Source organism: Actinosynnema sp. NPDC050436 (assembly GCF_040655415.1).
GTDB lineage: Bacteria > Actinomycetota > Actinomycetes > Mycobacteriales > Pseudonocardiaceae > Actinosynnema.
Genome location: NZ_JBFAJV010000002.1, coordinates 506,065 through 529,336, shown reverse-complemented (window position 1 = coordinate 529,336; position 23,272 = coordinate 506,065). Strand labels below are relative to the sequence as shown.

Here is a 23,272-nt window from a genome sequence, read left to right as displayed (position 1 = left end):
CCTTTCGCGCTGTGTGACGCACAGTCGTTCCTTCCCGCGCCCGGCCGGGGTGGTGCGTGCAGGGTGGCCGGACGTCGAGTCACAGGGATCGAGCTCCGGCTTCGCGCCGGCGGCTCATGATGCGCAGCCGCAAGCCCCGCTCACAATCCGACGAACGACGGGATTTCTTCCGGTCCCGCGCCCGATTCCGCGCTGTTACTGAATGGTTGAACCACTCACGGCCGGATTTTCCGCGCCCAGGAAGAAGATCCCCCGGTAGCCGGGGGTCTCGAAGCCCGCGCTCGGGTTGCGCCGCAACGTCGAGGACTCGACGGACAACGTGCCGCTGCGGTCGTTGCTGACGAAGAACACCGCACCGCCGCCCTCGTTCGCCCGGTTGTCCTCCACCACCGAGCCCGCGACGCGGACCGTGAACCGGTTGCCGTCGACGTAGACCGCGCCGCCGCTGCCGCCGCCGGGCGTGCCCGCGCGGGCCGGGTTCGCGCCCCGGCCGACCGCCGAGTTGCCGCTCAGCACGCTGTTGAGGATCACCCACGAGACGCCGATGCTGCTCACCGCCCCGCCGTTCGCGCACACGCCGCCGCTGAACGAGCTGCCGGAGACGTACACGGGCCGGCCGCCGTGCTGGCCGAGCACCCGCATGGCCGCGCCGCCGACGTCGGGCCCCGCCTGGTCGCAGCGGTTGCCCTGGAAGCGGGAGTCGACCACCTTCACCCGCCCACCGCGCACGAACACCGCGCCGCCACCGCCGCCCTCGACGGTGTCGCCGGTCGCGTCGCCGTCGGCCAGGGTCAGGTTCTGGATGCTCAGCCGGGGGTGGTCCTGGTCCTGGCAGTGCGCGGTGGTGATGCCCAGCGCCGCGTCGCAGGTGTTCTGGTAGAGGATGCGGTGCCGGCCGCCGCCGCTGAGCGTGACCAGGCCGCCGCCGTCGACCACGACGTCGCGCGGGCCGTCGTTGCGCACCTTCGCGGTGGCGGCCATGGTGATGGTGACCGGCTCGGGGCCGCAGTCGAACGTGATCACGCCGCCGGCCGCGACGGCCGCGACCACCGCCTGGGAGGTGCAGCCGGCGGGCGTGCCCGTGCCGACCACGGTGGTGGGCGCGGTGACGTCCTCCGGCCCGGCCTCGGCCGGCACGACCGCCGTGCCGGCGGGGTTGCCCGCCGGCGGCGGTTTCGGGCGGGTGGTCGACGTCGTGGACGGCGTCGTGGTCACCGGGGCGGGCGTCGTCGTGGTGGTCCGAGCCGGGGTGGCCTGAGACGGGGTGGTCTGAGCCGGGGTGGCGGGCGGAGGCGCCGCCGCCGGGGCCGGGGTGCCGCAGGCGGCGAGGGCGACGGCGAGCAGGGCCACCCGGGGCACCCAGCGACGTGACATGCGGGCACCCTAGGCACCGGACCGGCCCGGCGCGAGCACTGATCGGGGAACTTGACAGCGCCAGGTGTGAGTGTTTGGTTAGTCCCATGCCGCCGCCGGAACGCCGACTGTCCACTGCCGACGAACGCCGCGAGACGGTCCTGCGCACCGCGCTGGGCACGTTCGGCGCGAAGGGCTACTACGGCACCACGACCGGTGAGGTCGCCAAGGCGGCGGGCATCTCGCAGGCTTACGTCTACCGGTTGTTCCCGGACAAGGAGGCGCTGTTCCTGGCGGTCGTGGAGCGGTGCTTCGCGCGCATCCGGGAGAGCCTGGGCGACGGCGTGGCCGAGGCCCGGGGCAGCGACCCGGACGCGGTGCTGCACGCCATGGGCGAGGTGTACGCGAGGCTGATCGCAGAGGAAGATGCCCTGCTCCGGGTGCAGATGCACGCCCAGTGCGCGGCGATCTCCGAGCCCGCCGTGCGCGCGGTGCTCCAGCGCGGCTACGCCCGGACCGTCGAGTACGTGCGCGGCGTGTCGGGGGCGGACGAGCGGCGGGTGCAGGAGTTCTTCGCGCGCGGGATGCTGTGCCACCTCGTCGTGGCGGTCGACGCGGGCGAGGTCGACGCCCCGTGGGCCCGCACCCTCTCGGCGGGCATCCGCCACTACTGACCCGGACGGCGAGCACCCCCGGCCGCTCGCCGAAGTCCTGAGTGAGTGATCGGCCAATCAGGCATTCGGGACACCTATGCAGCCTCCCCGACCGATCACCCCGACGCCGGGAAGGGTCGGACGGTCAGCCCCGCTCGCGCACCAGGCTCTCCACGCCGTCCATCAGCCGGGCCAGGCCGAACGTGAAGTCGTGCTCCTCGTCGGCACCGCCCGCGCCGAACGCGCCGGCGTCCACGACCCGGCGCAGCGCCGGGTAGCGCCCGGCGTCCACCGCCCGGTCCAGCGTGGCGCCGTAGGCCCGTTCCGCCTCGGCTCCCACGTCGGCGGCGAACCGCGCCTGGCCCATGACGAACCCCGTGCACAGCATCAGGACCGACATCCGGTCCACGGCCGGGAGCGGGGTCTCCTCCAGCACGCGCAGGCCGTGGTCCATCCACGCCAGCTGGTTGGGCGTGCTGGGCGGCTCGGACGGCCGGACCTGGAGCACCCACGGGTGCCGGCGCAGCGCGGCGAGGTGCTCGCGGCACCACCGCTCCATGCCCGCGCGCCACCCGTCGAAGGGCTCGGCGAGGCAGGCGGGCGGCTCGGCGAGGGCGTCCACGACGAGCAGCAGCAGCTCGTCCTTGCCGCGCACGTGCCGGTAGAGGGACATCGTGGTGAAGCCCAGGCGTTCGGCGACGCGGGCCATGGACACGGCGGCCAGCCCGTCCGCGTCGGCCAGCTCGATCGCGGCCCGCACGATGCGCCGCACGCTCAGCCCCTGCCTCGGTTCCCTGTCCAGCCGTGCCCACACCGAGTCGCCCATGTCCTCGCATCCGTGCTCGTCGCGGCCTTGCAGTCTAGTCGTGTGTATGGCATACACTGAGTTTATGACATACACAGTCGAGGCGGTGGGCCTCCGCCGGTCGTTCGGGGGCACCGCCGTGCTGAGGGGGCTCGACCTGGCCGTGCGCCGGGGTGAGGTGTTCGCGCTGCTCGGCCCGAACGGCGCGGGCAAGACCACGGCCGTGCGCATCCTGGCCACGCTGCTCCGCCCGGACGGCGGCACCGCCCGGGTCGCCGGCCACGACGTCGTCGCCCGGCCCCGGCAGGTGCGCGCGGCGATCAGCCTCACCGGCCAGTACGCCGCCGTGGACGAACTGCTCACCGGCCGGGAGAACCTGGCGATGATGGCCCGGCTGCGCCGGCTGGACCGGCGGGCGGCGCGGGAGCGCGCGGCGGACCTGCTGGAGCGGTTCGACCTCGCCGACGCGGCGGACCGCCGGGTGGCGGCCTACTCCGGCGGGATGCGCCGCCGGCTGGACCTGGCGGCGAGCCTGGTCGTCCGACCCGAGGTGCTGTTCCTGGACGAGCCGACCACCGGCCTGGACCCGCGCAGCCGCGCCGGGGTGTGGGCGGCCGTCGCGGACCTCGCCCGCTCCGGCGTGACCGTCCTGCTCACCACCCAGTACCTGGAGGAGGCGGACCGGCTGGCCGACCGGATCGCCGTGCTGCACGGGGGCGCGATCGCCGCCGAGGGCACCGCCTCGGAGCTCAAGGACCGGGCCGGGGCGGGGACGGTCGAGCTGTTCCTCCCCGACCGGGCCGCGCTGGACGGAGCGGCGGCGGCCCTCGACGGCCTGCCGGACGCGCGGCGCCTGTGCCTGCGGGTGCCCGGCGACGGCAGCGCGCGGCACGTGCGCGAGGTGCTCGACCTGCTGGACCGGCGCGGCGTCCCGGTGGACCGGCTGGAGCTGCGCCGACCGACGCTGGACGAGGTGTTCCTGTCGCTGACCGGACCGGGGGTGCGCGGTGCTGCGTGACTCGCTGACGTTCATCGGGCGCGGGCTGCGGCACAGCGCGCGCAGCGTGGACGCGTTGCTGGTGGCGGTGATCCTGCCCGTGGTGATCCTGCTGCTGTTCGTCTTCGTGTTCGGCGGCGCGATCGCCGTGGGCGTCCAGTACGTCGACTACGTGGTGCCCGGCATCATCCTGCTGTGCGCGGGGTACGGCGCGGCGGGCACGGCGGTGGGCGTGAACGCGGACATGACCAAGGGCGTGATCGACCGGTTCCGGTCGCTGCCGATCGCCGGCTCCTCGGTGCTGGTCGGGCACGTGGCGGCGAGCGTGGCGCGCAACGTCGTGTCCACGTCGCTGGTGCTCGGGGTGGCGCTGCTGATCGGCTTCCGGCCGACCGGCGGGCCGCTCGCGTGGCTGGCCGCAGTGGGTGTCCTGCTGCTGTTCATGGGCGGCGTGTCGTGGCTCGCGGCGTGCTTCGGGCTGCTCGCCCGCACGCCGGAAGCGGCCGGGGCGTTCTCCTTCGTGGTGATGTTCCTGCCGTACCTGAGCAGCGCGTTCGTGCCGACCGACACCATGCCGGCGGCGTTGCGCGGGCTGGCCGAGCACCAGCCGGTGACGCCGGTCATCGAAACGTTGCGGGGCTTGATGATGAGCGGCCCGGTCGGCGGTTCGGGCGTGGCGGCGGTGCTGTGGTGCACGTCGTTCACCGTCGTGGGCGTCGCGGGCACGGCCGTGCTGTTCCGCCGCCGCACCACCCCCTGACCGGCATCGCGGCCGAGGGGGCGCGTCTTCTCCGGGTCCGGTCACGGTGGGCGGTCGGGCTTGGCATAGTTCCGGCGTGGCCGAACGCAGACGGAGCACCCCGACACCGCAGACCGACCGGACCGTGCGCGACCGGGACTGGACCGTCACCGACGTCGACGGCGAGCAGTACGAGCGGACCGAGTTCGTCGACGTGGACATGGCGGGCCTGGACAACCGGGGGTCGGCGTTCACCGGGTGCGTGTTCCGGGGCGTGGAGTTCAACGCGTCGACCCACACCGGGGCGGCGTTCGTGAACTGCGCGTTCGTCCGGTGCGAGTTCTTCGACGCCACGTTCACCGACTGCAAGCTGGTCGGCAGCACGTTCGACGGCGGCTCCTACGACCTGCTCAAGGTGCGGGGCGGCGACTGGTCGTTCACCGGGATGGCGGGGCTGGACCTGCGGCGCGCGTCGTTCAACGGGGTCCGGCTCAACGACGTGGACCTGACCGGCGCGCGCTGCCAGGGCGCGGACTTCACCGGCGTCGACCTGACCGACGCGTGGCTGCACGGCGCGGACTTCGCCAAGGCCGACCTGCGCGGCTCGGACCTGTCCGGCATCGACCCGGCCTCGGTAGGGCTGGCCGGGGCGCGGATCGAGCCGGAGCAGGCGCTGACCATCGCCGTCGCGCTGGGCCTGCGCATCGGCTGACCCCCACCGGGTGGTCAGCGGCCGTACAGGCCCGACGGGGCGTCGTCCGCGAAGAAGCCCGACACCAGGCGGGTCACCGCCGTCAGCGGCAGGAGCTTGCCGTCGCGCTTCAGCGCCTCCCGGATGACCGGCGCGTCACCGGGGTGCGCGCCCATCGCCACGATGATCTCCGCGACGTGCTCGATGTCCACCACGCCGTCCGCCGCCGCGCCGCACTCCCGCACGGCCACCGCGTCCGCCGCCCCGATCCGGCACGGCAGGTCCGTGCCGTCCAGCGCTTCCAGGAAGCGGGCCTTCGTCACCTGCTCGTCCTCGCCGCAGCGCGCCAGCAGCGACAGCCACAGCATCTCGTAGGCCGCCCGGACCCGTTCGGCCCCCACCGACGTCGGCGGCACCCGGAACCGGCGCACCAACCGCTCCGCCAGCCCCGCGAAGTCCCGCTGCCGGACCACCCCGTCGTCGTTCGCGTCGAACATGTCGAACCGCCTGGCGTGCTTCGCGCGCACCCGCCCCGAATCGGACATGACCGGTCCTCCCCCCTACCGGGACAGGGGTGCCCTGTCGCACCACAGATACATGGTCCCGACCGCGTCGTGGGGACTCGTGACCTGTTGGGGTGAACCTGGCGACGTGCGCGAGCGCTTCCGGCGCGGGTCGCTACCGTCGGAGCCCTTGCTGCTCCCCGGGAGGCGTCGGTGGCCGAATCCCCGTTGCGCGTGGTCGAACCCGTCGGTTCCGCGCGCGGCTACGCGATCAAGGACTTCCTGGCCCGCAACCAGGTCCCGTTCGACGCGCACCTGGTCGGCCCGGCCGGGTCGGTCGTGGTCGAGCTGCCCGGCGGGGACGTGCTGGTCGAACCCAGCCTGATCGAGCTGGCCACCGCCCTCGGCCTGACCGACGCGGCCGGCGGCGGCGACTACGACCTGGTCGTGGTCGGCGGTGGGCCGGCCGGGCTCGCCACGGCGGTCTACTCGGCGTGCGAGGGGTTGCGGGTGGTGGTCGTCGAGGACGACGCGCCCGGCGGGCAGGCCGGGTCCACCTCGCGGATCGAGAACTACCTCGGCTTCCCGGACGGGCTGTCCGGCGGCGACCTGGCGCAGCGCGCGCTGGCGCAGGCGCGGCGGTTCGGCGTGCAGTGGCTGTCCGCGCGGCGGGCGACCGCGCTGCGCCGCGAGGGCGACCGGTGGGCGGTGGACGCCGACGACGGCTCGACCGTGCGCGGCACGGCCGTGCTGGTGGCGACGGGGATGCGCTGGCGACCGCTGGACGTGCCGGGCGCGGCGGAGCTGCGGGACGTCGGCGTGCACTACGGCGCGTCGACCCCGGTCGCCGTGCGGACGGCGGGGTCGGACGCGTTCGTGCTGGGCGCGGGCAACTCCGCCGGGCAGGCGGCGCTCTACCTGGCCGAGCACGGGGTGCGGGTGACGCTGCTGGTGCGCGGCCCGGCGCTGGACGGCAGCCCGATGTCGCGCTACCTGGTGCGGCGGATCGAGGAGTCGGCGCTGGTCCGGGTGCGACCGCGCGCCGAGGTGGCCGCCGTGCTCGGCACCGGTTCGGTGCGCGGGCTCGTGCTGCGCGACACCGGGACCGGCGAGACGTCCGAGGTGGCGGCCACCTCGCTGTTCGTGCTGATCGGGATGACGCCGTGCACCGACTGGCTCGCCGCTCAGTCCAGAGTGGACACGCGCGGCTTCCTGGTCACCGGGACGGACCTGCTGCGCGTGGAGGGTGCGTGGGCGCTGGAGCGGGACCCCCTGCTCACCGAGACGTCCCTGCCGGGTGTGTTCGCCGCCGGTGACGTGCGGTCCGGGACGGTGAAGCGGATCGGCTCCGCGATCGGCCAGGGCGCGGTCGCCAGCCAGGCCGTCGTGGAGTACCTGCGGGACACGGCCGTGCGGCGGATTCCCGAGCAGGGCGGCGTGACGACGTTCGACCTGCTCGACGGCGACCGCGACGGGCTGGTCGGCGCGGACGACCTGACGGCGTTCGGGCGGCGGCTGGTGGCCGCGTTCGACGAGCCGCCCGACACCGAGCGCGCACGCCGGGTGCTCGACGCGTGCGGCGAGTTCTGGACCGCGCTGTCCCGCTTCGGCGAGGGCGGCGTGGACCGGGCGGCGTTCACCGGGGCGCTGGACGAACTCGCCGCGCTCGACGCGTTCGCCCCGCTGGCCGACGCCGTGCTGACCCTGTCCGACACCGACGCGGACGGGTCGCTGACCCTGCGCGAGTTCCAGCGCCTGCTCGGCGCGCTGGGCACGTCGGCCGACGCCGCCGCCGAGACGTTCGGCCTGCTCGACCACGACCGGACCGGCTACCTGGACACCACCCGCCTCGCGGCGGGCGGCATCCTCCTCGGCCGGACCTGACCGCTGCCGGCGCACCCGTGGCGGCGGTCGACCGGGTGGAGCGCGGCGGCGACCCTGCAAGCGGCCGGCCGGCGTTCACCGGACCGCCCGCCCGGTCGTCCACCCAGGGGAGTCGCCCCGGTCGGAGCGCTCAGGCCCGCATGACGGTGGCGATCGGGATGCGGGCCGCCCGGATCGCCGGCACCAGGCCGCCCAGCACGCCGGCCACCAGGCCCGCGAGCACGCCCGCGACCCCGGCCTGCCACGGGAACTCGACGCCCTGGAGCGTCGGGTAGCGCGAGCCGAACAGCCCGCTCGCCACCTGGAGCCCCACCACGCCGGCACCGATCGCCGCCGCCGCCGTGAGCAGCCCGGTCAGCAGGGTCTCGGCGAGCACGATGCCCGCCAGCAGCAGCCGGGGCGTGCCCACCGCGCGGCGCAGCGCGAACTCCTCGATCCGCTCCCCCACCGTGGCCAGGCCGACGTTGAGGATGCCCGCGATGCCGATCAGCAGCACCAGCGCCGCCATGCCGAGGAAGATCCACCGCATCACGGTGAGCTGGTCGGACATCCGCTCCAGCGTGTTGACCGTGGAGACGTTGATCTGCTCGGGCTTCACGCCGCCCGCCACCAGCCGCGCGCGCAGCGTGTGCTCCACGTCGGACGCGGTGGGCGTGAGCAGGACCTGGAGGCCGGGGCCGCGGCGGCCGTCGCTCATGTTCTCGGCGGACAACCAGTTGCCCAGCTCGTCGGTGCGCACGTAGGCGGCCGGCGCGTACCCGCCGTCCTCCACCACGCCGACGAAGCGCGGGGTCGCGTTGACCCTCGCGCCGGACAGCCGCATCTCCGCCGGCACCCGGAAGCGCTCGAACGCCTCGGCCGCCTTCTTGTTCAGCACCAGGCGCGGCGCGAACGACGGGTCGCCCGCGAAGTCCAGCCACTGCCCCGACACCTGGCGGAACGGCCGGAACACCCGGATGTCGCCGGAGAGCCCGGTGAGCTGCAACTCGATCGCCTGGCCGGGAGGTGCGCCCTCGTTGGGGTCCGGCACCTCGTGGCAGCCGTTCATGTCGCAGACCGTGTTGCGCCCGCCGCCGCCACCCGGCTGGTCGATCGGGCCGCCGCCCTCGTTGATCGGCTTGACGCCCGGCTCGCCGACGATCGCCTGCACGGCGGTCACCGCCACCGCGTCGGACCGCCCGGCCACGGTGTCCAGCGCGGTCTGCACCGCGTCGTCCTCCGCGCCCACGTACAGCTGGCGGGTGCCGTCCTTGCCCTGGTACAGCTCGACGTCCGCGAGCATCGCGCGGTTCGCGATCTCCGCGCCGGCCTGCACGGCGACGACGGCCAGCACCCCCATGAACAGGCTGATCATGGACAGGAACGTGCGCAGCTTGCGGGCCCGGATGCCCTGCCCACCGATGATCAGCGACGACCGCAGCCGCCCGGACAGCCGCATCACGCGACCACCCGCTCGGCGGTCGGGTGCAGCACGCCCCCGGACAGGGTGAGCACCCGGCCCATCTTCGCCGCGTGGTCCCGGTCGTGCGTGACCAGCACCAGCCCGCACCCCTGGTCGGTGGTGGCGCGCAGCGCCTCGACCACGAGGTTGCCGGTCTCGGTGTCCAGCGCGCCGGTCGGCTCGTCGGCGAGCAGGATGCGCGGCTCGCGCACCAGTGCCCGCGCGATCGCCACGCGCTGCTGCTCGCCGCCGGAGAGCCGGGGCGGCTTGTGCTTGGCCAGGTGGGCGATGCCGACCCGGTCCAGCGCGGCCAGCACCTTCGCCCGCCGCTTGCGGCGCGGCAGCCAGCCCTGGCCGTTCACCAGCGCCATGGCCACGTTCTGCGCGGCGCTCAAGTGCTTGAGCAGGAAGAACCTCTGGAACACGAAGCCGAACTCCGCGCTGCGCAGCGCGGCGGCCCGGCGCTCCGGGATGCGGGTGATGTCCCGCTCCCCCAACAGGTACTCGCCGGAGTCGGGGCGGTCGAACAGCCCGATCACGCTGAGCAGCGTGCTCTTGCCCGAGCCGGAGCGGCCGAGGATGGCGACGCTGTCCCCGGAGCGCACGGTGAGGTCGACGCCGTCCAGGATGGTGCGCGGCTGCTCCTGGCCCTTCAGGGTCTTGCGGACTGCGGTGAGCTGGATCAGCGGCGTCACCGGGAACCGGCCTCGGGCTGGGCCTCCGGGCCGCGCGGCAGGTCGGGGCCGGGCACGGCGAGCGTCTCCTCGCCGGTCAGGCCCTCCTTGACCTCTACGACCTTGCCGTCGGTCAGGCCGAGCACGACGTCCTTGGTCTGCCGCGAGCCGTCCGGCCCGAGCACGTCGACCTTGCCCTTGCCCTGCCCGCCGGCGACCGCTTCCACCGGGACGACGAGCGCGTTGGGCGCGGTGGCGGTGACGACCTCAAGGGTCGCGGTCGCGCCGTTGATCAGCTTGACGTCGTCGGGCGCGGTGCACACCAGCCGCAGCCCGGTGGAGTCCGACGTGCCCTTGGGCTGGTCGGGTTGCTGCGGGGGCGTGGCCCGGCCCGGGGTCTGCTCGTCGCCCTCGGCCGGCGGCTCCTGCGGCGGCGGGGGCGCGGCGGGGACGGTGCCCGCCGGCAGCGCGGCGATGGTGCCGAGCAGCGCGCAGTCGAACGGGCCCGGCCCGTTCTTGATCTGGGCGCGGACGGAGCCGGTGGCGGAGTCGGCGATCTGGTACGCCTGCTCGCCGCTGATCTCGGCCACGATGCCGTAGCCCGCGTACTTGGCGGAGGCGACCGGCATCCCGACCGTGACGGTGGACCGGTCGTCGACCAGCCGGCCGCCGAACGTGGAGCCGGCCGGGACCTCGACGTGGTGGGGCGTGCCGTCGACCCAGACCGTGGCGACCCGGGTCGGCTTGGTGGGCGTGCTCCGCGCCTCCGGGACCTCCAGGTAGCGGACCTGGCCGCCGACCGGCGCGACGAGCCCGAAGACCGGGTTCATGGCCACCTTGCCGGTGAGGCCGACCTTGTTGTTCAGGTCCTGCCGCGTGGGTTTCGCGGTGGTCATGGTGGTGCCCCGGGGCGCCAGTTCCGGGTTGACCGCCTCCGGGCCGCCGGACGAACACCCCTGCGCGGCCAGCAGCACCAGGGCCGCGCCGAGAACGCGCCCCACACCAACGACAGACACCGGTTCCCCCCAAGCCCAAGCCAACACGCCGGTTCGGCCAACCTACCGACATGACGCCCGGGGCCCGCACCGGGTTGCATCGGACCGGAAAACTCTTCACGACCGCGCGGTCCCGCCGACCGGAGGCCCCCGCCCGGCCGGCGGTGCGACCGGCCGCGACCGGGGGTCAGGAACCGGTGCCGGCGATGTTGACCATCCACGAGACGCCGAACCGGTCGACGCACGCGCCGAACTCGTCGCCCCACATCTGCTTCTCCAGCGGGACGGTGACCTGACCCCCGTCGGAGAGCCGTTCCCAGTAGCCGCGCAGCTCGTCGCCGTCGTCGCCGCTGAGGCTGACGGTGATGTTGTCGCCCGGGTTGTGCGGCATCCCCGGCGGCGTGTCGGCCCCCATCACCGTGTAGCCGCTGGGCGTCTCCAACTGCCCGTGCATGATCTGGCCGGCCTCGGGCGCGTCCGGCTGCCCGAACTCGCCGAAGGTGCTCAGGGTCAACGTGCCGCCGAAGACGTCCTTGTAGAACTCCATCGCCTCGCGCGCGTTGCCGGCGAAGCTGATGTACGGGTTGAGACGTGAGGCCACCGGGTCCTCCTCGACTAGGGGCCCACATCCTCGCAAGACATCCCGCACCGCGCGACCGGACTCGCGCAGGTCAGGGGACGCGCCGGCGCACGGTCGGCGCACCGCCTACGCCAGGCACGCCCGCACGGCGGCACCGTAGACGTCGGCCGCCAGCGCCCGGTGGCGCTCGCTCGCGCGGCTGAAGTGCTCCAGGGCCACGCCGCTGTTGACTTCCAGCACCCTCGGCCCGCCGTCGACCACCACGACGTCCACGCTGGCGAACCGCAGACCCAGGGCGCTCATGGCCCGCAACGCCTGCGCGGTCGTCGCGGCCTGCGCCGCCGGGTCCACGTCGAGCACCGGGCGCGCGCCGAAGCGCAGGTTGTGCCGCCACTCCCCCGGCGCGACCTCCTTGCGGTACACCAGCAGGACTTCGCCGTCGAGCACGACGACCCGGTACTCGTCCTGCACGGGCAGCAGCGGCGAGACCGCGATCGCCCGGTACCGGGCGCGCAGGTGGGCGAGCGCGGCGCGCGCGCCGGGCTCGTCGGTGACCTGCTGGACGTCCACGCCGCCGCTCTCCCGGTGCGGTTTGAGCACCGCCGGCAGCCCCGCCAGCTCGTGGACCGCCGCGAGCGGGTCGGCCCGGGTGCCGAAGTCGAGCAGGCGGTGCGGCACGGTCGGCACGCCGCCGGCGTCGAGCAGCGCGCAGGTGGCCACCTTGTCCGTGGCGACCTGCGCGGACGCGGCGTTGTCCAGCGGGAAGACGTGCCCGATGACCAGGGCCCTGCGGTCGCCGGCGACCAGTTCGGCCACCCAGCGGTCGCAGTGCCACCGGACCTCGGCCCCGGCCGCCGCGCCGGCCCGGTCGATGTGGGCCACGAAGTGCCGTCGGCCCGTCTGCTCGGTGCGTGCCACGCCGCACAGCCAAGCACGGGCCCCGGCGGCCCGTCCGGAGCGGGTCCCGCCGCTACCGCCGGCCGCCCCGGCGCGGCATGATCACCGGCGTGCGAATCCTCGTGGTGGGTGCGAGCGGTCTGGTCGGGCAGCACGTCGTGGCGGAGCTGCGGCGGCGCGGCCACGCGGCCACGACCGCCGCGCGCAGCCGGCGCGACGGCCTGGACCACGTGCTGGACGCGACCACGGCCGCCGTGGCGGAGCTGCGACCGCTGCTGGCCGGGCACGACGGCGTGGTGTTCGCCGCCGGCGTGGACGACCGGGAGACCCCGCGCCGGCCCGCCTACCCGGCATTCCACCGGGGCAACGTGGTGCCGGTCGAGCGGCTGTTCACCGCCGCCCGCGAGGAGGGCCTGAGCCGGGGCGTGGTGCTCGGCTCGTACTACACCCACTTCCACCGCGAGCACCCGGAGTGGCGGCTCGCGGCGCTGCACCCGTACCTGCGCAGCCGGGTCGAGCAGGCCCGTGCCGCGCGCGAGGCCGCCGGGTTCCCGGTGGCCGTGCTGGAGCTGCCGTTCGTGTTCGGCCGCGCGGGCGACCGGGTGCCGAACTGGGCCGGGCCGCTGGGGCGCTGGGCCCGGTCGGGGTGGCCGCTGGTCGCGCCGCCCGGCGGGAGCGCCGCGACGTCCGCGAGCCGGGTGGCCGAGGTGGCGGTGACGGCGCTGGAGCGGGCGTCCGGGGCCGACCTGCCGGTCGCGGACGAGAACATGACGTGGCACGGGATGTTCTCGCGGGTCGCCGACGCCGTCGGCCGGCCGCGCCGGGTGCGCCGGCTGCACCCGGCCGCGCTCCGGGCGGCCCTGCGGCTCTTCGGCGCCGTGGGCCGGTTGTCCGGCCGGGAACCCGGCCTGGACCCCGCCCACGTGGACCGGCTGCTGACCCGCGAGCTGTTCCTCGGCGTCGGCGAACCGGGCGTGCTCGACCAGGCGGTCCGCGAGACGTTCGGGCGTTGACGGCGCGCGCGGCGGCACCGGCCGTGGCGGTGTCCCGAAGTCGCCGACGCACCGGAACCCCGCTGGGTGGGCCGCGATCGTCCGGGCTGTTCCAGCAGCGCCCGACCGGGGCCGTGTGCTGTTGTCGCGGTGCGTCGCCGGCATCACCCTGACGGCCGATCCGCCCGCACAGTCGGGCGATTCCACCCGACATCGACGTAACCGCACATCCCGGGATCGGCGGCGCAGCCCGGTCCACGCGGACGGCCGTTCCCGGACACCCGTCAGGAGGCACCGCGAATGGGGCACCCGAGCCCTCCCGGCACCGGGCGACCGGCCGGTCGACCTGCGGCGACCACGCGTTTCCGGCACGTCCCGCGATCACCCGGCCGACCGGCCGCCCCGGTGCCCGGCCGGCTCGCGAAAGACCGCGCGCCACGATCCGCCGGCGCATTCACGTCGACCGTTCGGCTCAATCTCCCCGGGCAGGTTGTGTTGATCGTGCCGAACGTGAACTATTGGTCCGGCCCGGGTTTTCCGGCCCTGGCGGACAATCACGGGGGAACTGGGGGAGGCATGGTCGACGGAAGTAAGCCCGCCGCATTACCCGTCGCGCGCCGGACGAACCGGATGCCGCCGGGCCGGGGATCACCGCCGTCCGCGATGACGCGGAAGAACAGTTCTCGCTGACCGGCGACCTGGCGCCGGACCGCCGCGCGCACCGGCGGCGGGCGGGGTGCGGCCGGGTGCCGGGGGCCGCGCGGACCTCGGTCGAACGCATTCTTCCGCCGCTCGCCCGCTCCGCCGACGACCGCGCCGCGCGCACACCGACTTGGGGGCCGGTCCTGTGAAGAACGCACTCATCGGCAATCTCACGCGGGTCATCCTGGCGGAACGGAGAATCCTTTTCCGGATCGGGATGCGAAAAATCATCGACGAGGCCGCCGGGTTCGAGGTGACCCACCAGGTCGACACGTTCGAAAGCCTCGCCCGGCACACCCGGGAACTGCCCGACGTGGTGGTGATCGGGTGCCTGGCCGACGTGCCGCGCGCGCCGCTGGCCGCGCGCCGGTTCCTGGACAGCCGGCCGGCGGCGAGCGTGCTCGTGGTGGACGACCACGCCGTGCTGCCCGACGCGCCCCGGGTGGGCGTCCTGCCGCTGACGTCCGGTCCCGACGAGTTCCTCAGCGCCATCCGGATGCTGGCCGCCGGGTACGCGTTCTACGCCGGGCCCGCGCCGCGCGCCGCCGAACGGGGCGGACCGCCGCTGGAGCGCATCACCCGGCGGGAGACCGACGTGCTGCGCCTGCTGGTCGGCGGCCGGACCAACTCCGAGATGGCGCGGCACCTGTCGCTGACCGAGAGCACCGTCAAGTTCCACGTCCAGAACCTGCTGCGGAAGCTGCGGCTGCCCAACCGCGCGAGCGCGGTCGCCTACGCCTACGAGACCGGGCTGATCAACGTGGGCGAACTGTCCGAGACCGCACGGAGGCCGTGAACCTTGCCCACCCTGACCGACGTCCAACGCGGCGCGTTGGGTGCCGCGACCGCGATGTTCTGCGTGGGCACGCTGACCGGTGTCTCGCCCGCGTTGCACGACTACCCCGTCTACGGCGGCCAAGCGGTGCGCTACCTGGTCGGCGCGCTGCTGCTGCTCGCCGTGGCCCAGGTGCTCGGCAAGGGCCCGATCCGGTTGACCCGGCGGGAGGTGCTGTTCCTGGCGGCGCTGGCGCTGACCGGGCTGACCGCCTTCAACGTGCTGGTCGTGGAGAGCACGCGGTTCGCCGACCCGGCGACCGTGGGCACCGTGGTGGCCGCCGTGCCGATCGTGCTGGCGCTGCTCGGCCCGGTGGTGGAGCGGCGCAGGCCCGCGCCCCGGGTGCTCGCGGCCTCCGTGGTCGTGGTCGCCGGGGTGGCCGTGACCAGCGGGTTCGGCGGCGGCTCGCCGCTGGGCCTGCTGCTGGCGTTCGGCGCGCTGGCCTGCGAGGCCGGCTTCTCCCTGCTGGCGCTGCCGGTGCTGGGCCGGCTCGGCGCGATCCGGGTGTCGGCGTACTCGGCGGCGCTGGCCGTGCCGCAGCTCGTCGTGGTGGGGCTGGTCGTGGACGGGCCGGACCTGGTCCGGGTGCCGACCGCCGCCGAGGCGCTCGCCCTGGGCTACCTGGCCGTGGTGGTCACGGTGTTCGCGTTCCTGTGCTGGTACTCGTCGCTGCCCCGGCTGGGCGCGGACCGCGCGGGCCTGTTCTCCGGCTTCCTGCCGGTCGGCGCGGTGGTGTCGACGGTCGTGCTGGGCACCGGGCAGCCGCACCTCGCCGACCTGGTCGGGGCGGCCCTGGTGCTGGTCGGCCTGGCGATCGGGCTGCGGCCCGCGCGCCGCCGGGAGCCCCCGGTGCCGGCGCTCAGCTCGCCACGTCGGCGATGACCGGCCGGACCAGCTCGACCAGGGCCTCGGCGGCCACCTCGATGGTCTCGTCGTCCCGGCCGCTGCCGCAGTAGACCTGCCCCATCCCGGGCACGGACTCGTGGAACACGACCGCGCGGTCGGCGAGCCCGGTCAGCGGGCTGATGCCGCCGGGTGCCATGCCCAGCTCCGCGAGGTCGTCCTCGCCCGCGCGGCGCAGCTTCGACCGCGAGACGCCCGCCGCCTTGGCGATCTTGCCGTAGCCGGCGGGCAGCAGCATCGGCAGGGACACCAGCACGAACCGGTCCGGCGTGCGGAACGCGAGCGTCTTGAGCAGCCGCTCGGCCGGCAGGTCCAGTTCCCGCTCGATGTCCTCGTAGGTGCGGATCGGCGCGTGCCGGAAGGAGGAGAACGGCACGCCCGAAGCCGTCAGGATCTGCGCGGGAGTCGGTCCGCTCATGCGCGGAGGGTATCGGGGCGGACCTCGGGCGTGATCACGGGGTCGTGGTCGCGCTTGCGCATCAGGCCGTAGAACAGCAGCCGCATCACCGGCCGCCCGGAAGCGTCGGCCAGCTCGCCGCGCTGGCGCACCACCCCGCAGTCCGCGCGGGTCAGCGACGGGGTCGTGCTCAGCACGGTGGCCCGGCCGGACAGCAGGTCGCCGGGCCGCACCGGGTGCAGCCAGTGCAGCTCGCCCAGGCCCGGCGACACCTCGGCGGCCGACCCGCTGATCACCGCGTCGACGTAGAGCCGCATGAACACGGCGGCCACGTGCCAGCCGCTGGCGATCAGCGGTTGCGCCGACCGCCCGAGGTGCACCGGCTGCGGGTCGTACTGCCGGGCGAACGAGCGGATCTCCGCCTCGGTGATCCGCCGGCTGCCCAGCTCGTGCACGTCACCGACCCGGAAGTCCTCGAAGTGGCGCACCGCTACCCCCTCGCGGCGGCGGCGCGCAGCCGGGGGAACAGCGCCCGGCCCGCCGACCCGATGTCCGGCCGGTGCGCGGCCACCTCGCGCCGGGTCTGCCCGACGACCTCGGCGCCCATGAACGGGAAGTCCGTGCCGAACAGCACGTGCCCGGGGTCGGCGACCGCGTCCACGCACGCCAGCGCGGCGGCCGTGGACGACTGCGCGGTCTCGTAGTAGAGCCGTCCCAGCTCCGCGCCGACCGGGCCGTCCTGGTCGGGCAGCACCCAGGTGCGGGCCAGTTCCAGCCGGCCCACCAGGAACGGGATCGTGCCGCCGCCGTGCGCGAGCACGAACCTGATGCGCGGGAACCGCCGCAGGGCACCCCGGAACAGCAGGTTGGCCACCGCGCGGGTGGTGTCGGCGACGAAGTCGACCAGCGGCGGCGGCACGGCGGCGGCGAAGTCGGCGGCGCCCGTGCAGGAGCAGCGGTAGCCGGGGTTCGGGTGCACGAACGCCACGGCCGCCCGCCGGTCGAGCTCCGCCAGCAGCGGGTCCAGGCCGGGGTCGCCGAGGACCGCGCCGTCGGCCAGGGACGCGGGCAGCACCACGCCGTCCGCGCCCAGCACGTCGAACGCGCGCCCGACCTCGGCCAGCGCGGCGTCCAGGTCGGGCAGCGGCAGGGTGGCCAGCAGGCCCAGCCGGTCGGGGTGGGCCCGCACCAGCTCCGAGGTCCAGTCGTTGGTCTGCCGCACCAGGTCCGCCGCGTCGGGCAGCAGCAGCGCGGCGTCGGGCACCAGCACCGAGAGCACGACCGCCGCGAGGTCGTGCTCGGCCATGACCCGGAACGTGTCGGCGGGGTCCCAGCGCGGCACCGGGACGCCCGGCGCCATGTGCGTGACGCCCCGGGCGGCCAGCGCGTCGGCCAGCCGCCCGTGGTAGGCGTGGTGGTGCACGTCCACCCAGTCCGCTCCGGACACCTACACCGCCTCGGCCGCGACGGCGGGCAGGTCGGCCAGCGCGGCGTCGATCTGCTCCTGCGGCAGGTCGTAGTCCTCCAGCCGGCCGGCCAGGAACGAGTCGAACGCGCCCATGTCGAAGTGGCCGTGGCCGGAGAAGCCGAACAGGATGGTGCGCGCCTCGCCCGCCTCCTTGGCCGCCAGCGCCTCGGCGACCGCGCCGCGCAGCGCGTGCGACGACTCCGGCGCCATCACGAAGCCCTCGGCGCGGGCGAACCGCACGGCCTCGGTGAACACCTCGTTCTGGTTGTAGGCGCGGGCTTCCACGAGCCCCTCCTCGTGCAGCAGGCACAGCGTCGGCGCGTCGCCGTGGAAGCGCAGGCCGCCCGCGTGGATGGGCGGCGGGATGAAGCCGTGGCCCATGGTCTTCATGTGCAGCAGCGGTCCCAGGCCGGCGGTGTCCGGGTAGTCGTAGGTGTAGCGGCCCCGGGTCAGGGTCGGGCACGCGGCCGGTTCGGCGGCGATGAACCGGGTCCCGGTGCGCGTGCCGGTCAGGGTGTCGGCCAGGAACGGGAACGTCAGGCCGGAGTAGTTGGACCCGCCGCCGACGCAGCCGACCACGACGTCGGGGTAGTCGCCCGCCATCTCCAACTGGCGCTTGGCCTCCAGGCCGATCACGGTCTGGTGCAGCACCACGTGGTTCATCGCCGACCCGAGCGCGAACTTGGTGTCGTCGTGGGCCAGCGCGTCCTCCACGGCCTCGCTGATGGCGATGCCGAGGCTGCCCGGCGAGTCCGGGTCGTCGGCGAGGATCTTCGCGCCGGCCCGGGTCCGGGTGCTGGGCGAGGCGAACACCTCGCCGCCCCACGTCTCCATCAGCGAGCGCCGGTGCGGCTTCTGCTCGAACGACGCCTTCACCATGTACACGGTGACCTCGACGCCGAACAGGCTGCCCGCGAAGGACAGCGCCGAACCCCACTGGCCCGCGCCGGTCTCGGTGGTGACCCGCCGGACGCCCTGGCGGGCGTTGTAGAACACCTGCGGCACGGCGGTGTTCGGCTTGTGCGACCCGGCGGGCGACACCGCCTCGTACTTGAAGTAGATCTTCGCCGGGGTGTCCAGCGCCTTCTCCAGCCGGTCCGCCCGGTACAGCGGCGAGGGCCGCCAGATCTTGAGGACGTCGCGCACCTGCTCGGGGATGTCCACCCAGCGCTGCGGGCTGAACTCCTGCGCGATGACCTCGTCGGGCAGCAGCGGTCGCAGGTCGTCGGCGGTCATCGGCTCGTGGGTGACCGGGTGCAGCGGCGGCAGCAGCGGCCGGGGCAGGTCGGGCAGGATGTTGTACCACTGGGTGGGCAGCTCGTCCTCGGACAGCAGGTACTTCTTCACGTCACTCGTCCCCTCAGAACATCGGTGCCTGGCTCGGCGCCCGCAGCGTGCCCAGGTGCGGGTGCCACAGGTGGTCCGGGTTGTCCTCGACCTCGCGGGTGATCTGCCGCATCCGGGTCAGCGCGGCCGGTTCGCCGTCGCCGTCCCACACGTCGCCCTGGAGCATCCGCAGCACATCGAGCCGGTAGCGCGGGTCCGCGACGAACGCGGTGAACAGGATGTTGAGGCGGTAGTAGATCGAGATGAACTCGTACCAGTTGCTCACCGCGCGGCGCAGCTTCGTCTCGTAGCGGTCGAAGGAGGACTTGCCGAAGTCGCCGTGCTCGGCCGCGTCGAGGATGTCGTAGGACGCGATCCGCGCGCTGTTCATGGCGACGCTGACACCGCTGGAGAAGATCGGGTCCACGAACCGGGCCGCGTCGCCGACCATCAGCCAGCCGTCGCCGCAGACCTGCTTCATGGCGTAGCTGTAGTCGCCCTCCGGCTTGAAGGGCCGGACCCGCTCGGCCTTGCGCAGCGCCTCCGCCAGGTCCGGGCGGCTCTCCACGGCCTCCTCGAAGAACGCGCCCCACTGCTGCTTCGCGGCGGTGAAGTGCTTCTTCTGGGTCACCACGCCGACGCTGGTGACGGTGTCGGTGATGGGGATCTGCCAGACCCACGTGTCGGTGATCGGCAGGAAGTGGATGAAGATGAAGTCGGCCTGCTTGCCGTCCACGGCGAGCGCCGACCGGTCCAGCCCGTCGTACCAGGTGTGGATGGCGTACTGGTTGAACACCGGGTCGGGCACCTTGAGCTTGAGCTGCCGGCCGAGCAGGGTGTGCCGGCCGCTCGCGTCGACCACCAGCCGCACCCGGACGCCGATTTCCCGCCGCCCCAGGGTGAACACGACCCGCTTGACGTCCCCGTCCAGCTCGACCCGGTGCACCCGCACGCCCTCGTAGACCTTCGCGCCGAGGGACTCGCTGTGCTGCAACAACAACAGGTCGAACTGGCCCCGGTCGACGTGGTAGGTGTAGTCCTGGTCGACGTTGCGCTGGTCGCGCTCGCGGAACTCGACCTCGGCGGCTTTGAAGCCGTGCGAGAGCTTGAAGCCCAGGTTCGAGATGTCGTTGCCGGTGGCGGAGGTCCAGGCCGCGCCGTACTTGCGCGGGAACCCGCCCTCGTCCACCTTGGCCAGCGCCCCGATGTCGGCCAGCACCGGGGTGGTCGCCGGGATCAGCGACTCCCCCACGTGCGGCCGGGGGAACAGCTCGCCCTCCAGCAGCACGACGGACAGGCCCGCCTTGGCCAGGTAGGAGGCGATCGTGGAACCGGCGGGCCCGCCGCCGATGATGCCGATGTCGAAGTCAACCTCTGTCACGGTGCCCCCAGCTCGGACTTGCGGACGTCGTCCAGTTCCAGCACCAGCCGCGTGATGCTGTCCAGGTCGCGGAAGTTGCGGCCGACCATGCGCTCGGCGGGCACGTCGACCCCGAGCCGCTCGCCGATGAACACGACGAGGGCAGTCGTGGACAGGCTGTTGAGGATGCCCCACTCCAGCAGGGGCGTGTCCGGCAGGACCTCCACCCCGGCGGAGTCCAGCACCTTGTCCCTGATGAACTCCGTCAACGCCCCGAGGACCTCGGCGTGTTCCATGCTCGTCTCCGTATCCGCGCCACACCAGCAGGTGTGCCCCGGATGCTATGAGGGGTGGAAAACCGCTGTCTTCCACCGGAATGGCGGGCGGGGCCGGCCGTTCGGCGGAGCCCGGACCTGTCCGTGCGGCCAGGTCCGGGCCGGTATTCCAGGGGAGGACAACCCGGCCCGCGCTGCTTAGTGTTCGGTCGCGTGGACTTCGGATGGCACCCGGCCGCGCAGGCCGACTTCGACCGCGTCCGCGCGGAGGCGGCCGGCTGGCCGGACCGCACCGGCGCGTCGCTGCGGGAGCTGTGGCGGCGGTGCGGCGACGCCGGGCTGCTCGGCTACAGCGTGCCCGCCGACCTCGGCGGGTCCGGGCACGGCTTCCTCGACACCGCCCGGGTCATGGAGGCGTTCGGGCGCGGCTGCCCGGACATGGGGCTGGTGTTCGCGTCGCTGGCCCACCTGTTCGCCTGCGCCATGCCGATCGCCGAGCACGGCGACGAGCGGGTGCGGGCGCGGGTGCTGCCGCTGCTGGCCTCCGGCGAGTGGGTGGGCGCGAACGCGATCACCGAGGAGGACGCGGGCTCGGACGTCACGGCGCTGCGCGCGACCGCCCGCGCCGACGGCGACCACTACGTCCTGGACGGCGTGAAGTCGTTCGTCAGCAACGCACCCGAAGCCGACGTGTTCGTGGTCTACGCCTCCACCGACCCCGGGTTCGGGCACCTGGGCGTGACCGGGTTCGTCGTGCGGCGGGACGTGCCCGGCCTGTCCGTGCGGCCGTTCGAGAAGGCGGTGCTGGGCACCTGCCCGGCGGGCGAGGTCCGGTTCGAGGGGTGCCGGGTCCCGGCGAGCCACGTGCTGGGCGTGCCGGGGCAGGGCGCGGCGATCTTCCAGTCGTCCATGCGGTGGGAGCGGACCTGCCTGTTCGCCGCCTACCTCGGGCAGGCCGGGCGGTTGCTGGAGCGGTGCGTCGCGCACGCCCGGCAGCGCCGCCAGTTCGGGCGGGCGATCGGGCGCAACCAGGCCGTGTCGCACGCGATCGCGCGGCTGCACGGCCGGGTGGAGGCGGCGCGGCTGCTGCTGTGGCGGGCGTGCTGGCGGCTGGACCGGGGCGAGCGGGCCGGCGCGGACGTGGCCGGCGCGAAGCTCGCGGTCAGCGAGGCGGCGGTGGACGTCGCGGCGTTCGCGGTGCGGGTGCTGGGCGGGACCGGCGTGCGGGTGGGGCCCGGCGTGGCGCACGAGCTGCTCGACGCGCTGGCCGCCACGACGTTCTCCGGCACCTCGGAGATGCAGTTGGAGCAGGTGGCCAAGGAGCTGGGGCTGTGAAGCTGCTGCACGACCTGGTGCGGGCGCGCGCGGCGAGCGGCGTCCCCGCCGTCACCGCCGGCGACGGCGCGCTGACCTACGCCGGGCTGGACGCGGAAGCCGACCGGCTCGGGCACCGGCTGTCCGCCTCGGGCGTCGCGGCCGGTGACCGGGTGGCCCTGTGGCTGCCCAAGTCGACCGTCGCGGTGGTCGCCATGCAGGCGGTCCTGCGGCTGGGCGCGGCGTACGTGCCGGTCGACCCGCTGAGCCCGGTCGACCGGGCGGTGCAGGTGCTGGGGGACTGCGCGCCGGCCGTGGTCATCACCACGCCGGAGGGCGCGCAGGCGCTGGAGGGCCGGTTCCCCACGCTGTGCGTCACGCTCGGCGGCGGGCCGGTGGAGCCGCTGCCCCCGGTGCGGTGCTCGCCCGACGACCTCGCGTACGTGCTCTACACCTCGGGATCGACCGGGGTGCCGAAGGGCGTGCGCATCTCCCACCGCAACGCGATGGCGTTCGTGGAGTGGGCGGCGGCCGAGCTGCGCGCCGGGCCGGCGGACCGGTTCGCCAACCACGCGCCGCTGCACTTCGACCTGTCGGTGCTGGACCTGTACGTGGCGTTCCTGGCGGGCGCGTCGGTGCACCTCGTGCCGCAGGAGACCGCGTACGCGCCGCGCCTGCTGGTCGAGCTGATGGCCGCGCGGCGGACCACCGTCTGGTACTCGGTGCCCTCGGCGCTGGTGCTGATGGCGCGCGACGGCGGCCTGCTCACCGCCGAGCTGCCGGACCTGCGCGCCGTGCTGTTCGCCGGCGAGCCGTACCCCGTCGCCCACCTGCGCGCGCTGCGCGCCCGATTCCCGGCGGTCCGGCTGCTCAACCTCTACGGGCCGACCGAGACGAACGTGTGCACGTTCTACGAGGTGGGCGAAGTCCCGGACGACTGGACGCACCCGGCCCCGATCGGCCGGGCCTGCTCGGGCGACCGGGTGTGGGCCGAGCGCGACGACGGGACGCCCTCGCCGCCGGGTGAGGAGGGCGAGCTGGTGGTCGACGGGCCGACCGTCATGCTGGGCTACCACGGCGCCCCGCCGCACCGGGGCCCGTACCGCACCGGGGACCGCGTGGTGCTGCGCGACGGCGACTACCACTACCTGGGTCGCCGGGACCACCTGGTCAAGATCCGGGGCAACCGGGTCGAGCTGGGCGACGTGGAGGCGGCGTTGCAGTCCCACCCGGCGGTGAGCGAGGTGGCGGTGGCCGTCGTCGGCAGCGGCGTGGAGGCCCGGCTGACGGCGTACGTGGTGTCCGAGGACGGCTGCGCGTTCGACCTGCTGGACGCCAAGCGGCACTGCGCCGGGCTGCTGCCCCGGCACATGATCGTGGACCGGGTGCACGTCCTGGCGGGCCTGCCGCGCACCGCGAACGGCAAGGTCGACCGCCGCGCGCTGACCGACGCCGGCCCGCCCTGACCGGCGGCGTCCCGTCCCCGGG

Annotated in this window: 24 protein-coding genes; 10 read left to right on the top strand and 14 right to left on the bottom strand. The window is 74.3% G+C overall.

Annotated elements, in window-relative coordinates:
• Positions 1-195: 195 nt before the first annotated feature.
• Positions 196-1,374: a hypothetical protein gene (locus AB0I60_RS06570; RefSeq protein ID WP_360726255.1), complete on the bottom strand. Its 1,179-nt coding sequence runs from the start codon at positions 1,372-1,374 to the stop codon at positions 196-198.
• Positions 1,375-1,460: 86 nt separating this feature from the next.
• Here AB0I60_RS06570 and AB0I60_RS06565 point away from each other — a divergent pair, with 86 nt between their 5' ends.
• Entirely contained in the window at positions 1,461-2,027 is a 567-nt protein-coding gene (locus AB0I60_RS06565; protein WP_360726254.1) for a TetR/AcrR family transcriptional regulator, read from the top strand.
• Between the two features lie 124 nt (positions 2,028-2,151).
• On the opposite strand, the gene AB0I60_RS06560 is transcribed toward AB0I60_RS06565, so the two are convergent.
• Positions 2,152-2,832, bottom strand: coding sequence for a TetR/AcrR family transcriptional regulator (locus tag AB0I60_RS06560; protein WP_360726252.1), 681 nt, complete (start codon positions 2,830-2,832; stop codon positions 2,152-2,154).
• A gap of 64 nt (positions 2,833-2,896) precedes the next feature.
• Between AB0I60_RS06560 and AB0I60_RS06555 the strand changes: the two genes are divergently transcribed.
• The 3 genes from AB0I60_RS06555 (at position 2,897) to AB0I60_RS06545 (ending at position 5,259) form a co-directional block, all read left to right on the top strand.
• Positions 2,897-3,829, top strand: coding sequence for an ATP-binding cassette domain-containing protein (locus AB0I60_RS06555; RefSeq protein WP_360726250.1), 933 nt, complete (start codon positions 2,897-2,899; stop codon positions 3,827-3,829).
• Positions 3,819-4,568 carry an ABC transporter permease gene (locus AB0I60_RS06550; RefSeq protein WP_360726248.1) on the top strand — a complete coding sequence of 250 codons (750 nt, stop codon included), beginning with the start codon at positions 3,819-3,821 and terminating at the stop codon, positions 4,566-4,568. Before AB0I60_RS06555 ends, AB0I60_RS06550 begins: the two co-directional genes overlap by 11 nt.
• A gap of 76 nt (positions 4,569-4,644) precedes the next feature.
• Positions 4,645-5,259, top strand: coding sequence for a pentapeptide repeat-containing protein (locus tag AB0I60_RS06545; RefSeq protein WP_360726246.1), 615 nt, complete (start codon positions 4,645-4,647; stop codon positions 5,257-5,259).
• Positions 5,260-5,273: 14 nt separating this feature from the next.
• On the opposite strand, the gene AB0I60_RS06540 is transcribed toward AB0I60_RS06545, so the two are convergent.
• Entirely contained in the window at positions 5,274-5,783 is a 510-nt protein-coding gene (locus AB0I60_RS06540) for a hypothetical protein (protein ID WP_360726244.1), read from the bottom strand.
• Between the two features lie 171 nt (positions 5,784-5,954).
• Here AB0I60_RS06540 and AB0I60_RS06535 point away from each other — a divergent pair, with 171 nt between their 5' ends.
• A complete protein-coding gene (locus tag AB0I60_RS06535) occupies positions 5,955-7,625 on the top strand; it encodes an FAD-dependent oxidoreductase (RefSeq protein WP_360726242.1) in 1,671 nt (556 codons plus the stop codon).
• Between the two features lie 130 nt (positions 7,626-7,755).
• Here AB0I60_RS06535 and AB0I60_RS06530 read toward each other — a convergent pair whose 3' ends face one another.
• From AB0I60_RS06530 to AB0I60_RS06510, 5 genes are all read right to left on the bottom strand, one after another.
• Positions 7,756-9,063 (bottom strand): ABC transporter permease, encoded by a 1,308-nt coding sequence (locus tag AB0I60_RS06530; RefSeq protein ID WP_360726829.1) that lies wholly within the window; start codon positions 9,061-9,063, stop codon positions 7,756-7,758.
• Positions 9,063-9,761 (bottom strand): ABC transporter ATP-binding protein, encoded by a 699-nt coding sequence (locus AB0I60_RS06525; RefSeq protein ID WP_360726241.1) that lies wholly within the window; start codon positions 9,759-9,761, stop codon positions 9,063-9,065. The genes AB0I60_RS06530 and AB0I60_RS06525 overlap by 1 nt, the downstream gene beginning before the upstream one ends.
• Positions 9,758-10,756, bottom strand: coding sequence for an efflux RND transporter periplasmic adaptor subunit (locus AB0I60_RS06520; RefSeq protein WP_360726240.1), 999 nt, complete (start codon positions 10,754-10,756; stop codon positions 9,758-9,760). The genes AB0I60_RS06525 and AB0I60_RS06520 overlap by 4 nt, the downstream gene beginning before the upstream one ends.
• Positions 10,757-10,922: 166 nt before the next feature.
• Positions 10,923-11,336 carry a VOC family protein gene (locus AB0I60_RS06515; RefSeq protein WP_360726238.1) on the bottom strand — a complete coding sequence of 138 codons (414 nt, stop codon included), beginning with the start codon at positions 11,334-11,336 and terminating at the stop codon, positions 10,923-10,925.
• Positions 11,337-11,441: 105 nt separating this feature from the next.
• Positions 11,442-12,233, bottom strand: a complete 792-nt coding sequence (locus tag AB0I60_RS06510) for an ATP-grasp domain-containing protein (protein WP_360726236.1) — start codon at positions 12,231-12,233, stop codon at positions 11,442-11,444.
• 89 nt (positions 12,234-12,322) lie between these two features.
• On the opposite strand from AB0I60_RS06510, the gene AB0I60_RS06505 reads away from it, so the two are divergent.
• The 3 genes from AB0I60_RS06505 (at position 12,323) to AB0I60_RS06495 (ending at position 15,623) form a co-directional block, all read left to right on the top strand.
• Complete coding sequence (locus tag AB0I60_RS06505; protein WP_360726235.1) at positions 12,323-13,225, top strand: NAD(P)H-binding protein; 903 nt, start codon at positions 12,323-12,325, stop codon at positions 13,223-13,225.
• An 898-nt stretch (positions 13,226-14,123) separates the two neighbouring features.
• Complete coding sequence (locus AB0I60_RS06500) at positions 14,124-14,702, top strand: response regulator transcription factor (protein WP_360726233.1); 579 nt, start codon at positions 14,124-14,126, stop codon at positions 14,700-14,702.
• Between the two features lie 3 nt (positions 14,703-14,705).
• Complete coding sequence (locus tag AB0I60_RS06495; RefSeq protein WP_360726232.1) at positions 14,706-15,623, top strand: DMT family transporter; 918 nt, start codon at positions 14,706-14,708, stop codon at positions 15,621-15,623.
• Here AB0I60_RS06495 and AB0I60_RS06490 read toward each other — a convergent pair.
• The 6 genes from AB0I60_RS06490 to AB0I60_RS06465 are packed head-to-tail and all read right to left on the bottom strand — an operon-like array spanning position 15,601 to position 20,491.
• Entirely contained in the window at positions 15,601-16,062 is a 462-nt protein-coding gene (locus AB0I60_RS06490) for a YbaK/EbsC family protein (RefSeq protein ID WP_360726230.1), read from the bottom strand. The two genes, AB0I60_RS06495 and AB0I60_RS06490, sit on opposite strands and share 23 nt — an antisense overlap.
• Positions 16,059-16,529 carry a MaoC/PaaZ C-terminal domain-containing protein gene (locus AB0I60_RS06485; RefSeq protein WP_360726228.1) on the bottom strand — a complete coding sequence of 157 codons (471 nt, stop codon included), beginning with the start codon at positions 16,527-16,529 and terminating at the stop codon, positions 16,059-16,061. The genes AB0I60_RS06490 and AB0I60_RS06485 overlap by 4 nt, the downstream gene beginning before the upstream one ends.
• Positions 16,530-16,531: 2 nt before the next feature.
• Positions 16,532-17,488 (bottom strand): amidohydrolase family protein, encoded by a 957-nt coding sequence (locus AB0I60_RS06480; RefSeq protein WP_360726226.1) that lies wholly within the window; start codon positions 17,486-17,488, stop codon positions 16,532-16,534.
• Positions 17,489-18,856 carry a TrpB-like pyridoxal phosphate-dependent enzyme gene (locus AB0I60_RS06475; RefSeq protein ID WP_360726224.1) on the bottom strand — a complete coding sequence of 456 codons (1,368 nt, stop codon included), beginning with the start codon at positions 18,854-18,856 and terminating at the stop codon, positions 17,489-17,491.
• A 13-nt stretch (positions 18,857-18,869) separates the two neighbouring features.
• Positions 18,870-20,216 (bottom strand): NAD(P)/FAD-dependent oxidoreductase, encoded by a 1,347-nt coding sequence (locus tag AB0I60_RS06470; RefSeq protein WP_360726223.1) that lies wholly within the window; start codon positions 20,214-20,216, stop codon positions 18,870-18,872.
• Entirely contained in the window at positions 20,213-20,491 is a 279-nt protein-coding gene (locus AB0I60_RS06465) for a phosphopantetheine-binding protein (protein ID WP_360726222.1), read from the bottom strand. Before AB0I60_RS06465 ends, AB0I60_RS06470 begins: the two co-directional genes overlap by 4 nt.
• A gap of 192 nt (positions 20,492-20,683) precedes the next feature.
• Between AB0I60_RS06465 and AB0I60_RS06460 the strand changes: the two genes are divergently transcribed.
• Positions 20,684-21,805: an acyl-CoA dehydrogenase family protein gene (locus tag AB0I60_RS06460; protein ID WP_360726220.1), complete on the top strand. Its 1,122-nt coding sequence runs from the start codon at positions 20,684-20,686 to the stop codon at positions 21,803-21,805.
• Positions 21,802-23,250, top strand: coding sequence for an amino acid adenylation domain-containing protein (locus tag AB0I60_RS06455; RefSeq protein WP_360726219.1), 1,449 nt, complete (start codon positions 21,802-21,804; stop codon positions 23,248-23,250). Before AB0I60_RS06460 ends, AB0I60_RS06455 begins: the two co-directional genes overlap by 4 nt.
• Positions 23,251-23,272: the final 22 nt, after the last annotated feature.

What these genes read in the sequence shown, in the direction of transcription:
- AB0I60_RS06490 (WP_360726230.1), bottom strand. Translation starts at nt 16,062, where the DNA reads ATGAGCGGACCGACTCCCGCGCAGATCCTGACGGCTTCGGGCGTGCCG.
- AB0I60_RS06465 (WP_360726222.1), bottom strand. Translation starts at nt 20,491, where the DNA reads ATGGAACACGCCGAGGTCCTCGGGGCGTTGACGGAGTTCATCAGGGAC.
- AB0I60_RS06500 (WP_360726233.1), top strand. Translation starts at nt 14,124, where the DNA reads ATGCGAAAAATCATCGACGAGGCCGCCGGGTTCGAGGTGACCCACCAG.
- AB0I60_RS06530 (WP_360726829.1), bottom strand. Translation starts at nt 9,063, where the DNA reads ATGCGGCTGTCCGGGCGGCTGCGGTCGTCGCTGATCATCGGTGGGCAG.
- AB0I60_RS06540 (WP_360726244.1), bottom strand. Translation starts at nt 5,783, where the DNA reads ATGTCCGATTCGGGGCGGGTGCGCGCGAAGCACGCCAGGCGGTTCGAC.
- AB0I60_RS06560 (WP_360726252.1), bottom strand. Translation starts at nt 2,832, where the DNA reads ATGGGCGACTCGGTGTGGGCACGGCTGGACAGGGAACCGAGGCAGGGG.
- AB0I60_RS06565 (WP_360726254.1), top strand. Translation starts at nt 1,461, where the DNA reads ATGCCGCCGCCGGAACGCCGACTGTCCACTGCCGACGAACGCCGCGAG.
- AB0I60_RS06555 (WP_360726250.1), top strand. Translation starts at nt 2,897, where the DNA reads ATGACATACACAGTCGAGGCGGTGGGCCTCCGCCGGTCGTTCGGGGGC.
- AB0I60_RS06570 (WP_360726255.1), bottom strand. Translation starts at nt 1,374, where the DNA reads ATGTCACGTCGCTGGGTGCCCCGGGTGGCCCTGCTCGCCGTCGCCCTC.